The following is a 13,369-nucleotide window of genomic DNA, read 5'->3' on the forward strand; positions in this document are numbered from 1 at the left end:
CCGTGCTCCAGCACGGAGAGGTGGCCCACGTCGAGGATGTGCGCCAGGTAGCCGGCGTTGGTGGCGGTGGCCGGGTTCGGCTTCTTCCAGCTCTGCCGGCGCGGCCCCGGACGCCGGCGGCGGCACCGGTTACCACCGGGTCGGTTACTTCACCCAGTGGGGCATCTACGGCCGGGCCTTCCCGGTGAAGAAGCTAGACACCTCCGGGGCGGCCAGCCGCCTCACCCACGTCAACTACGCCTTCGGCAACATCAGCGAGGACGGGCGCTGCTACGTGGACGGTGGTCCCGGCGAGGGGGACGCCTGGGCCGACTACCAGCGCCCGGTCCCGGCGGAGGAGAACGTCGACGGCGTCGCCGACACCTGGGGTGAGCCGCTCAACGGCAACTTCGGCCAGCTCGCCAAGCTCAAGGCCCGGCATCCCGACCTGCGCGTGCTGATCTCGCTCGGTGGCTGGAGCTGGTCGACGTACTTCTCGAACGCCGCCCGCACCGACGCCTCCCGTAAGGCGTTCGTCGCCTCCTGCATCGACCTCTACCTGAAGGGGAACCTGCCGGTGCTGGACGGTGGCAGCGGCGGCCCGGGTGCCGCCGCGGGCGTGTTCGACGGCATCGACCTGGACTGGGAGTGGCCGAACTGGCCGGGTGAGCCGGGCAACCTGATCCGCCCGGAGGACCGGGAGAACTTCACCGCGCTGCTCGCCGAGTTCCGCCGGCAGCTCGACGCCTACGGCCGGCAGACCCGCCGGCACTACGCGCTGACCGCCTTCCTGCCGGCCAATCCAGCCACGATGGACGCCGGGTACGAGGGCCGGAGGATCTTCCGGTACCTGGACTTCGCCACCGTGCAGGGGTACGACTTCCACGGCTCCTGGGACGGGGTGACCAACCAGCAGTCGGCGCTGCGTGTACCGGCGGGGGCGCCGGACAACCCGGACTACTCCGCGGAGGTGGCCATCGACGGCTGGCTCGCCCGCGGCGCGCCCCGCGACAAGCTGGTCCTAGGCATCCCGTACTACGGCCGGGGCTGGACCGGGGTGACCGGCGGTGGGGACGGGCTGTTCCAGCCCGCGGCCGGGCCCGCGCCGGCCACCTTCGAAGCGGGATCCGAGGACTACCGGCGGCTCAAGCTCCTGGCCGGGAACGGCTTCACCGTCCACCGTGACCTCCGCGCCGGGCACGCCTGGCTCTTCGACGGCACGACCTTCTGGACGTACGACGATCCGGCGGTGGTCCTGCAGAAGACGCGCTACATCCGCCAGGCCGGCCTGGCCGGAGCAATGGTCTGGTCGCTGGACGGCGACGACGACAACGCGACGTTGACCAGGACGATCAGCCTCGGGCTGGGGGCGCCGTAGCGCGGCCGGACGGCACAGCGGCGGGCGGCCGGGCCGGGCGCTACCAGCGGTTCCGGGCCTCCTCGGCCCAGCCGACGAGCCCGTCGAGGTCGACCCGTTCGCCGTCGTCGGTGGCCGCCCAGCCGGAGAAGTGCCCGAAGCACTGGTGCGTCTCACCGGCCAGGACGCCGAGGTTGGTGCGCGCGACCCGCTCGTGGAACGGGTGGAACGCCACGTCGACCCGGTCGCCGCTGATCCGCCACGGCCGTAGCCAGTCGCCGCGGTCGTAACGCCAGGTCAGATCGGTGCCGATCTTGTGCAGCCGGCCGCCGACGAACAGCGCGTTCTCGGTGGAGCCGGTCGCGTCGGTCCACGCCCCGCCGAGTTGGATCGCGCGCCCGGGTCCGCTGCCGGAGGCCCAGTTCCACCGGACCGCGTACGGCCACTTGCCCCGACCGTGGTCGAGCACGGCGAAGGAGTCGTTGCCGATCGGGTGGGCCGTGCCGGCGACCCGCAGCGTGCCGCGAACCGGCCGGCCCACGTCCTTAACCGTGTACTGGAACCGGCGGCGGCTCCAGGGCACCACGACCCCGAGCGACTCGTGGCCCGGCGGCAGCGGCACCACCAGGTCGACCTCGACGCCGGGCGCGGTCGCCCGGATGGTGCTGCCGTCCGGCCGCTGGTCGATGTCGATCGCCAGGCCACGGCCGGCCGCGCGGACCCGGCCGGCGCCGCTGATCGGCGGCAATGTTGTCCCGCGGGCGAACGGCACCACCACCTCGGCGCCGGTCTCGACCCGGGTACGCCGATCGAGGACGTACACGCTGTGCACGCCGGCGTAGTCGAGCGAGGAGGCGACGAGCCCCACGATGTGGGTCGGGGTGACGACACCCCAGTACTCCCACCGTTTGGCCCGCCCCCAACCGCGCAGGTTGGCCCGGTGCAGCGGCCGGCGGGTCCAGCCCACGGCCGCCGGGTTCAGCCGGCCGTCGGGCAGGCACAGGTCGACCGGCTCGGTGATCTCCCGCTCGTGCGTCACGCCCGCCAGGCTAGCCAATCGTTCGGGCCGCCAGCGCAACGAGCCACACCTGAACCGGGCCCGACCCGGACAGCCTCCGTCCGGGCAAGAGTTATGACACCAGCCGGTCGAGAAATAGACGAACGTGCAATGCCACCGGCCGAACGCATCGATGGCTGACACGATCTGGTGATCCCCCGCGAAAGATCACCAGTGCCAAGATGTGACGAGCCCTACTCATCGCCTGATCTGCATCTGTCGTATGGACGGCTGTTCCGGGGGCGGGGCGCGGGTAGCTTCCGAACCAGCGGGGTCGTCCCCGCCGGCCGGTCGTGCCGGTGTGTCCCCGGACCCTGTCCGCGGCCGTGCTCCACCAGGCCGATCTGACCCAGGTCAACCAGCCGCTCATCGGCCGATGAGGGCTGCTGAACCACGAGCAACTGACGGCACGGGCCGACGCGTCGGGGGCGCGCCGGCAGGTGTCCGGTGCATAGGAGGCGGACGGAATGACCGACGTCCTGAGGTCCCGGCAGGCGACGCCCAGCGTGCCGCCCGGGGCCGCCGTCGGCCCGGTCCCGGCGTCGTACGAGCAACGGCAGATGTGGTACCTGAGCCGCCTCGACCCGGACCCGGCGAGCTACCTGGTGCCGCTGGCGTACCGGATCCTCGGGCCGCTGGACGTGCCGGCGCTGTCGGCGGCGCTCGACGCGCTGGTGGCCCGGCACGCCGCCCTGCGCACCACGCTCAGCCCGGCGGCCGGCGAGGCCGGTCCGTCGCCGGCCGACGTCGCACCGGAGCACCTGGTCCAGACGGTCCACGAGCCGCGCCCGGGGCTGCTGCGGGTGGCCGACCTGAGCGGGCTGCCCACCTGGCAGCGGGACCAGGAGCTGCAGGCCCGGCTGCACGCCGAGGCGACCACCGCGCTGGACCTGGAGCACGGTCCGGTGCTGCGGGCCACCCTGCTGCGGTGCGCGCCGGAGGAGCACGTGCTCCTGCTGACGTTCCACCACGTCGCCGTTGACGAGTGGTCGCTCGGCATCCTGCACGAGGAGTGGGAGCGGCTGTACACCGCGCACCGCACCGGGCGGCCGGTGGACCTCGACCCGGTGGCGTTCGACCATCGCCACCACGCGGCATGGCAACACGGCTGGCTCGGCGGCGCGGAGGCGGCCGCCCAGCGGGAGTACTGGCACCGGCAGCTCGCGGGCGCCCCCGCCGTACTGGAGCTGCCCACCCGTGGGCCCCGGCCCGCCGTACCGTCCGGCGCGGGGTCCACCCTGTCGGTGCCGCTGGACGTGCCGACCGAGGCGCTGATGGCGCTGTGCCGGCGGATGGGCGTCTCCCCGTACATGGTGCTGCTCGCCACCGTGCAGGTGCTGCTGGCCCGGTGGAGCGGGCAGCGGGACATCGTGCTGGGCACGCCGGTGGCCAACCGGCAGCGGCCCGAGGCGCAGCGGCTGGTCGGGCTGCTGCTGAACACCGTCGCCATCCGGTCCCGGCTCGACGACGACCCGTCGTTCGAGACGCTGCTCGGGCGGGTGCGCACCGCCGCCCTCGAGGGCCTCGCCAACGGGGAGCTGCCCTTCGGCACGCTGGTGGAGTCGCTGCGCCCGGCCCGCCAGCCCGGCTTCACCCCACTGTTCCAGGTGATGTTCGTGTACGGCCGGGAGGCGGCTCCGCCGCGCCTCGACGAGCTCCAGGTCGTCCCGGTCGAGGTGCCCGCCGCCACCGCCAAGTTCGACCTCACCGTCTCGGTACGGGAGAACGCGGACGGGGTGCGGACCGTGCTGGAGTACCGCACCGCACTGTTCGACGAGGAAACCATGCTCCGCCTCGCCGGGCACCTCCAGACGCTGCTGCGCTCGCTGCTGGCCGATCCGGGCGCCCCGGTCGGCGCGGCCACCATGCTCACCCCCGACGAGCACCGGCGGCTCGTCCTGGACTGGAACGGCACCACCACCCCGGCCGAGCCGGACGACCTGGTCCACGTGCTGATCGAGCGGCAGGCGCGGTCGACCCCCGACGGCGTGGCGGTGACCGACGACGACACCGCGCTGAGCTACCGCGAGCTGGACCTGCGGGCCGAGGCGCTGGCGGACACCCTGCGCCGCCGGGGGGTCGGCGTGGGCGCCCTGGTGGGTGTGCTGCTGCCGCGCGCCGTGCCGTTCGCCGTGGCGGTCCTCGCCGTGCTGAAGACCGGCGCCGCCTACGTACCGATGGACCCGACGAACCCGCCCGCCCGGCTGCGGTACCTGCTCGACGACACCGCCGCCCCGGTCGTTCTCACCTGCGCCGAGCTGGCCCACCTGGTGCCCGGGGAGCGGGCCCTGCTGATGCCGGGCCCGGACACCCCGTTCCTGGCGGCCGAGCCGGGTCGCGCCATTCCGGGCGGCGGGCCGCGGCGGCGGCCGCGCCGGCGGCCGCAGCCGTCGGGGCAGGAGCTGGCGTACGTCATCTACACCTCCGGGTCCACCGGGCGCCCCAAGGGCGTCATGGTCACCCACGAGGGCGTCTGCAACTACCTGCGCTGGGCGGCCCAGGCCTACCGGCTGCGACCCGGCGACAGCGTGCCGCTGCACTCCTCCGTCGGCTTCGACCTGACCGTGACCAGCCTGCTGGTCCCGCTGGTCAGCGGGGCCACCGTCCGGATGATCGGCGAGCACCTCGGCCCGGAGGCGCTCGGCGAGGCGCTGCGCGGCCAGCGACCGGCGTTCGGGCTGGTCAAGATCACTCCGGCTCAGCTCGACCTGGTCCACCACCAGCTCGGCCCCGCCGCGCTGGCCGACCGCACCCGGTGCTTCGTCATCGGCGGCGAGAACCTGCGCGCCGACCAGGTGGCGCCGTGGCGGACCCACGCCCCCGCGACGGCGCTGGTCAACGAGTACGGCCCGACCGAGACCGTGGTCGGCTGCGCCGCGTACGAGGTGGACCCGGGCAGCCCGACCGAGGGCTCGGTCGCGATCGGCCGGCCGATCGCCAACACCCGCCTGTACGTCCTCGACGGGTGGCTGAACCCGGTGCCGCAGGGGGTGGTCGGCGAGCTGTACGTCGGCGGGGCCGGGGTGGCGCGCGGCTACCTGCACCAGCCGGCGTTGACGGCCGAGCGGTTCGTCCCGGACCCGTTCTCGTCCGTCCCCGGCGCCCGCCTGTACCGCACCGGCGACCTGGTACGCCTGCGCCCGGACGGGAACCTCGAATACCTCGGCCGCACCGACAGCCAGGTCAAGCTGCGCGGCTACCGGGTGGAGCTGGGCGAGATCGAGGCGGCCGTCCGCCGGTGCCGGCCGGACCGCGACGTGACCGTCCAGCTGCGCCGGGACGACCCCGACGACCCCCGGCTCGTGGCCTACCTGGGCGGCGGGGCGGGGTCCGACCCGGACCCGGCGGACCTGCGCGCGGCCCTCGCCGCCGAACTGCCGTCGTACCTGGTACCTGGGGCCTTCGTCGTCCTCAACGCGCTGCCGCTGACCGGCAACGGCAAGGTGGACATCGCCGCGCTGCCCGCCCCCGGCGGCACGGATCTGCCCCGGCCACGCCCCGCGGCGGAGGCGGATGAGCCCTCGCCGGCCGCCGCGCCCACCGCACCGGGCCCGGCCGGGTGGGACACCACACCGGCCCGGATGGCGCAGCTCGTCACCGAGGTGTGGCGAGAGGTGCTCGGCGTCGACCACGTCGGCGCGGCGGAGACCTTCTTCGACCTCGGCGGCCACTCGATGCGCCTGCTGGCCGTCCTCGAACGGCTGCGCGCCCGGCTCGGCGACGTCGTGACGGTGACCGACCTGTTCCGGCATCCGACCGTCGAGTCGCTGGCGGCGTTCCTGGCCACCGCCACCGCCGGGACGACCCCCGCACCGCCCACCCCACGGCCCGCGCCCGCCCCCGTGGTGCGCTCCACGGTGGGCACGACCGGCGACACCGGCCGGCCCGGCGGCCTGATCGCCGTCGTCGGCATGGCCTGCCGCTTCCCCGGCGCGCGGACCGTGGACGAGTACTGGGAGAACATCCGCAAGGGCGTGGAGTCCGTGCAGGAGTTCAGCGTCGCGGAGATGCTGGCCGCCGGCGCCGACCCGGCCCGGTTGGACGACCCGGCGTACGTGCGGGCCGGCACCTGGCTGCCCGGGATCGACGAGTTCGACGCCGCCTTCTTCGGCTTCACCCCCCGCGAGGCGCAGACCCTCGACCCGCAGCACCGGATGCTGCTGGAGTGCGCCTGGCACGCGCTGGAGCACGCCGGCTACGACCCGGCGCGCCACCCCGGCCGGATCGGCCTGTTCGCCGGCTCGGGCCGCAGCAGCTACCTGCTCGACCACCTGAGCAGCCACCCCGAGCTGATCAGCAGTCTCGGCGAGCACCAGCTGTCCCTCGGCAACGACAAGGACTTCCTGCTCAGCCGGGTCGCGTACAAGCTCGACCTGACCGGTCCCGCGGTCACCGTCGCCACCGCCTGCTCGACCTCGCTGGTGGCCGTGCACCTGGGCCGGCAGAGCCTGCTGGCCGGTGAGTCCGACCTGGTCCTGGCCGGCGGCGTCAGCATCTTCCCCGCCCAGCGGCGCGGCTACCTGTACCACGACGGCGGGATCTACTCCCCTGACGGGCACTGCCGCCCGTTCAGCGCGGACGCGCGCGGCAGCATCGAATCCAGCGGGGTCGGCATCGTCGCGCTCAAGCGGCTGGAGGATGCCGTCGCCGACGGGGACACCGTCTACGCGGTGATCCGCGGCTCGGCGATCAACAACGACGGGGCCCGGCGCACCGGCTACACCGCCCCGGGCGTCGACGGCCAGGTCCAGGTGGTCAGCAGCGCGCTCGCTGCGGCCGGTGTGGACCCCCGCTCGATCGGCTACCTGGAGGCTCACGGCACGGGCACCACCCTGGGCGACCCCATCGAGGTGACCGCGCTGACCGAGGCGTTTCGGCGCGGCACCGACGGGCGGGGCTTCTGCGCCCTCGGCTCGGTCAAGGCCAACATCGGGCACACCGACGCCGCGGCCGGGGTCGCCGGCCTGATCAAGACGGTCATGGCACTGTGGAGCCGGACGCTGCCGCCGACCCTCAACGCCAGCCGGCCCCACCCGGCGATCGACTTCGCGGCCAGCCCCTTCTACCTCAACGACACCGCCCGCCCGTGGACGGCCGACGGGCCGCGCCGGGCCGGGGTCAGCTCGTTCGGCATGGGCGGCACCAACGCGCACGTGGTGTTGGAGGAGCCGCCGCACGCCCCGGCCGCGCCGCCGGCCACGCCGGGGCCGCACCTGCTGACCGTGTCGGCCCGTACCGCCGACGCGCTGGAGCGGCAGACGCGTCAGCTCCGCGGCTGGCTCGACGCGCACCCCGGGGTGGACCTCGCGGACGTCGCGGCCGGCCTGGGCCGGCGCCAGCCGATGGCCCACCGGCGGTTCCTGGTGGCGACGGACCGCGCCGACGCGCTGGCCGCGCTCGACACGCCCGGCCGGCAGTTCACCGGCGCCCACCCCGGCGGCCGGCGGCCGCTGGTCTTCGCCTTCCCCGGGCACGGCGCCCAGCACGTGGCGATGGGCGCGGGCCTGTACCGGGCGGAGCCGACCTACCGGGCCGTGGTGGACGAGTGCGCCGAACTGCTCCGCGACGACCTCGGGCTCGACCTGCGTACGCTGCTGTGCCCCGGCCCCGACGGGCACGAACGGGCCGAGGAGCTGCTCGCCCGGCCCGCGCTGATCCAGCCGGCGCTCTTCGTCACCGAGTACGCGCTCGCCCGGTCGCTGCTCGCCCGGGGCGTGACCCCCGACCTCATGGTGGGGCACAGCCTCGGCGAGTACGTCGCCGCCTGCCTCGCCGGCGTGTTCTCCCTGGCCGACGCGCTGCGCCTGGTCCGCGTCCGCGGCGCGCTGGTCGAGCGGACCCCGCCCGGGGCGATGCTCGCGGTGAGCCTGCCCGAGACCGCGGCGACCGGGCTGCTGGCCGGCGGCCTGGCACTGGCCGCGGTCAACGCCCCCGAGCTGTGTGTGCTGTCCGGCGCCCCGGAGGCGATCGAGGAGCTACGGCGGCGGCTGACCGGCGACGGGGTCGGCTGCCGGTCGCTGCGGGTCACCCGCGGCTACCACTCCGCCCTGCTCGACCCGGTGCTGGACGAGTTCGCCGTGCATGCCCGCCGGGTCGACTACGCCGAACCCGACCGCCCCTACCTGAGCAACCTGACCGGCGCGCCGGTCACCCCGGGGCAGGTCACCGAGCCGGAGTACTGGGTGCGGCACCTGCGGGAGCCGGTGCGGTTCGCCGAGTCCGCCGCGCTCCTCGCCGAGCAGGACGTGGTCCTGGCGGAACTGGGCCCGGGGCACGCGCTCGGCGGCCTGGCGCGGCTGGCCGGCCTGCGGCCCGGTCAGGTGGTGGCGGCGATGCGGCACCCGCGTGCCGACGCCGACGACCTCGGCACGATGTTCGACGCCGTCGGCCGGCTGTGGCTGTCCGGCGTACCGGTCGACTGGGAACGGTGGCACGGCGGCCGGCGCCGCCGCCTGGCCCTGCCGGGCTACCCGTTCGCGCGGCAGCGCCACTGGATCGACCCGGCGCCCCGGGCGAGCCTGGCACCGCCCGCGCCCGCCGTGGTCGCCCCGGCGGCACCGGACGCGCCCGAGGTCGTCGACGCCGGCAGCCGGCCGGCCGTCAGTACCGCCTACGTCGCACCGAGCACCCCGGCACAGGAGTGCGTGGCGGAGCTCTGGAGCGAGCTGCTCGGCATCCGGCCGATCGGGACCCTGGACAACTTCTTCGAGCTGGGCGGGCACTCCCTGCTCGCCACCCAGTTCGTGGTGCGGCTGCGGGCCCGGCTCGGCGTCGCGCTCGCCCTGGAAACGGTCTTCGCCCAGCCGACCGTCGCCGAGATCGCGGCGGCGCTGCCGGCGACCGCCGGCGTACCGGCCCCGGCACCCGTCGCCGTGATCGCACCGCCCGCCGCCGCGCCGGCCATCCCCCGCGCCGAACCCGGCGCCGGGCCGGCGCCGCTCTCCTCCGGGCAGCACCGGCTGTGGTTCCTGGACCAGGCGTACGAGCAGCAGAACGCCTACACGGTGTGCACGTCACTGCTGCTGGACGGGGACCTCGACGTCGATGCGCTGCGCGGGGCGCTCGCCGAGCTGCTCCGGCGGCACGAGTCGCTGCGTACCGTGTTCCCGCTCGGCCCGGACGGCGACCCGGTGCAGCAGGTGCGGCCGGCGGGCCCGGTCGACCTGCCGATCGTGTCCGCGCCAGCCGACGCGGACGGCCCGGACACCCCGGGCAGCATCGTGGAGTCGGCGGTCGCCGACGCGGTGCCGCCGTGGGTCCACGCGGCTTTGGCCGCCGACGTCCGGCGCCCGTTCGACCTGGCCCGCGGGCCGCTGTTCCGGGCCGTCCTGCTGCGGATCGCCGACGACCGGCACGTGCTGTCGCTGACCATGCACCACAACGTCTCCGACGGCTGGTCGCTCGGCATCATCGCCGGCGAGCTGGCCACCCTCTACGACGCCGCGCGCGCCGGCCGTCCCGCACCGCTGCCCGAGCTGCCCGTCCAGTACGGCGACTACGCGCGCTGGCAGCGCAGCCGGCTCGCCGACGACGACAGCGCGGACCTGCGCTACTGGCGCCGGCAGCTCGACGGGGTGGCGAGCGTGCTGGAGGTGCCCACCGACCGGCCGCGGCCGCCGGTGCAGACGTTCCACGGTGGCGTACGCGCCCGGGTGCTGTCCCCGGCGGCCGCCGACGAACTGCGCCGGTTCAGCCAGGCCCGGAGCGCCACCCTGGCCATGACGGTGCTGGCGGCGTGGATGGCGCTGCTGTGGCGCTACACCGGCCAGCGGGACATCTGCGTCGGCACGCCGGTCGCCGGACGGGTGCGCGCCGAGTTCGAGCCGATGGTCGGCTTCTTCGTCAACATGCTGCCGCTGCGCACCGTGCTGGACGGCGACTGGACCTTCGAGGAGCTGCTCGGGCAGGTACGGCGCACCGCCCTCGGGGCGTACGACCACCAGGAGGTGCCGTTCGAGCGGCTCGTTGACCTCGTCGACGCGCCCCGCGACCTCAGCCGCAACCCGCTGTTCCAGGTGATGTTCAACATGCTCAACGTCCCCGAGCGCGACCTGCGGGCCACCGGGTTGCGGATGGTGCAGTTCGCCGTCGAGCCGGGCATCGCCCAGCAGGATCTGGCCCTGTACGCGTACGAGGTGGACGAGGGGCTGCGGTTCCGGCTGGAGTACAACACCGACCTCTTCGACGCGGCGACCGCCGAGCGGATGATGGGGCACCTGGAGACGCTGCTCGCCGCCGCCGTCGCCGACCCGGGTGTGCGGCTGGCCGACGTACCGGTCCTCACCCCCGCCGAACTGGCCCGGGTCGCGGAGTGGAACGACACCGCCACCGCGTCCGGCTGGGCCCCGCCGTTCGGGCGCGAGCCCACCCTGGTCGACCTGATCGCCCACCAGGTGGCCGCCGGTCCCGACCGGCCGGCGGTGACCTTCGGGGCCACCACGCTCAGCTACGCCGAGTTCAACGCGCGGGCCAACCGGCTCGCCCACCGGCTGCGCCGGGCCGGGGTGGGTCCGGACGTCACGGTCGCGGTCTGCCTGCACCGGTCGGCGGAGCTGCCGGCCACCCTGGTCGCCGTGCTCAAGGCGGGCGGCGCCTACGTGCCGGTGGACCCCGACTACCCGATCGAGCGGCAGCGGTACGTGCTGACGCACAGCGACGCCACGGTGCTGGTCACCGAGGCGGACCTGGCCGACCGGTTCACCGGGTACGCCGGCACCGTGCTGCGGGCCGGCGACCCGGCGCTCGCCGCCGAGCCGGACACCGACCCCGCACCGCCGGCCGGGCCGGAGAACCTCGCGTACGTGATCTACACGTCCGGGTCGACCGGCCGGCCCAAGGGCGTCCGGGTGACCCACGGCGCGATCGTCAACACCCTGGCCGCCATGCGCGACCGACCGGGCCTGACCCGCGACGGCACCATGCTGGCGATGGCGAGCTTCGCCTTCGACATGTCCGTGCCGGAGCTCTTCCTGCCCCTGGTGGTCGGCGCCCGGATGCTGCTGGTGGCCCGGGACGTCGCCTACGACGCGGCGCGGCTGACCGAGCTGCTCGACGCCGAGGACGTCACGCTGGCCCAGGGCACGCCGGCGACCTGGCGGCTGCTGATCGAGTCCGGCTGGGCCGGGCGCCGCGGGCTGACGGCCGTGTGCGGCGGCGAGGCGGTGTCCGCGCCGCTGGCCCGGCAGCTGGCCGAGCGGGTGGGCGCGTTGTGGAACCTGTACGGCCCGACCGAGGCCGCGGTCTGGACCACGATGGAACGGATCGAGCCCGACGTCGGCCGGCTCAGCATCGGGCGGCCGATCGGCAACATGCGCGTCCTCGTCCTCGACGCGCGGCTGAACCCCGTCCCCGTCGGCGTGCTCGGCGAGCTGTACCTCGGCGGCCCGGGGCTGGCCCGCGACTACCACGGCGACCCGACCCTGACCGCGCAGCGGTTCGTGCCGGACCCGAACGGCGGCGGCCGGCTCTACCGCACCGGCGACCTCGGCCGCTGGCTGCCCGACGGCCGCATCGAGTTCGTCGGCCGCGGCGACTCCCAGGTGAAGGTGCGCGGCTTCCGGATCGAGCTCGGCGAGATCGAGGCCGTGCTGCGGGGCCACCCGTCGGTCCGCGACGCCGCCGTGGTGGTGCGCGAGGACGACGGCGAGAAGAGCATCGCGGCCTACCTGACGCTGACCGGCGACGGGGAGCCCGGCGGCGACCCCGACCAGGGGGCCGACATCACCGCCGACTTCGACGCGGAGCCGGCGCCGTGGCGGGCGTTCGCCCGCACCTACCTGCCCGACTACATGATCCCGTCGGCGTTCGTGCTGCTCGACCGGATGCCGCTCAACGCCAACCGCAAGGTCGACCGGGCGGCGCTGCCCGCCCCCCGCCGCGGCGGGGCCGGTGTCGGCGCCGCCGTCCCGGACACCCCGCTGCGCAAGGCCCTCGCGGAGCGGTGGGCGGCGGTGCTCGGGTACGACAGCGTCGGCATCGACGACGACTTCTTCGACCTCGGCGGCGACTCCTTCAAGGCCATCAAGGCGCTCGCCGGCAACGACCCGGCGATCAGCGTCCTGGACCTGTTCCGCCACCCGACCATCCGGTCGCTGACCGAGCACCTGGCCGCGACCGGCGGCGCCGCCGGCCGGCTGCTGCACGAGCTGACCCCGGCACGACCGGGCACCCCGACGACACTGACCCTGCTCTGCGTACCGTTCGGCGGCGGCAGCGCGATCACCTTCCAACCCCTCGCCGACGCCCTCCCGCCCGGCGTGTCGCTCTACGCCCTGGAACGGCCCGGGCACGACCTGAACCGGCCGGACGAACCGCTGCTGGGCATGGACGAGCTGGTGGACCGCTGCGTGACGGAGGTCGTCGAGGGCATCACCGGCCCGGTGGCGGTGTACGGGCACTGCGTCGGCGGCGCCGAGGCGGTGGAGCTGGCCCGCCGGCTGGAGGCGGCCGGCGTCGAGCTGACCGGGGTGGTCATCGGCGCCCACTTCCCCGCCCCGCGGCTGCCCGGCCGGCTGTTCTCCTGGGCGCGGCGGTGGTTCCCGATGGAGCGCTGGATGTCGAAGCGGCGGACCCTGGAGGGGCTGCGCGCGATGGGCTTCTTCACCGAGGTCTTCGACGAGAACGAGAAGGACTTCGTGATGCGCGTGGTCCTGGCCGACGCCGCGAAGGGCGAGGACTACTACACCGAGGTCTACGCCGACGGCCTGCCCCGCAAGCTGTCGGCGCCGCTGGTGTGCGTGGTCGGCAGCGGGGACCGGGCCACCGAGCTGTACCAGGAGCGGTACCTGGAGTGGGAGTTCTTCGCCGATCGGGTGTCGCTGGAGGTCATCGAGGGCGCCGGGCATTACTTCGCCAAGCACCAGCCCGCGGAGCTGGCCGGCATCATCCTGGTCCGCGGCCGCCGAGGAGGAGCGGACGGCGGGGGAGCGGGCCAAGCTGCTCGCCGACCCGACGTACGTCAGCAACGCCTACGACTG

The 13,369-nt window shown here is 74.8% G+C and carries 2 protein-coding genes and 2 pseudogenes; 2 read left to right on the forward strand and 2 right to left on the reverse strand.

What is annotated here, in order from left to right; all coding sequences use genetic code 11:
• Positions 1-95 (reverse strand): annotated as a pseudogene (gene thyX / locus ACWEVO_RS13460) (FAD-dependent thymidylate synthase); the annotation flags it as partial.
• Between the two features lie 53 nt (positions 96-148).
• Between thyX and ACWEVO_RS13465 the strand changes: the two are divergent.
• Positions 149-1,357: pseudogene (locus tag ACWEVO_RS13465) on the forward strand (glycoside hydrolase family 18 protein); the annotation flags it as partial.
• A 40-nt stretch (positions 1,358-1,397) separates the two neighbouring features.
• On the opposite strand, the gene ACWEVO_RS13470 reads toward ACWEVO_RS13465, so the two are convergent.
• Positions 1,398-2,375 carry a DUF2804 domain-containing protein gene (locus ACWEVO_RS13470; protein WP_452307825.1) on the reverse strand — a complete coding sequence of 326 codons (978 nt, stop codon included), beginning with the start codon at positions 2,373-2,375 and terminating at the stop codon, positions 1,398-1,400.
• A 485-nt stretch (positions 2,376-2,860) separates the two neighbouring features.
• Here ACWEVO_RS13470 and ACWEVO_RS13475 point away from each other — a divergent pair.
• Positions 2,861-13,369 (forward strand): amino acid adenylation domain-containing protein (locus tag ACWEVO_RS13475; RefSeq protein WP_452307826.1); only part of this gene is annotated, 10,509 nt, incomplete at its 3' end.

The organism is Micromonospora sp. NPDC003776 (genome assembly GCF_053605645.1).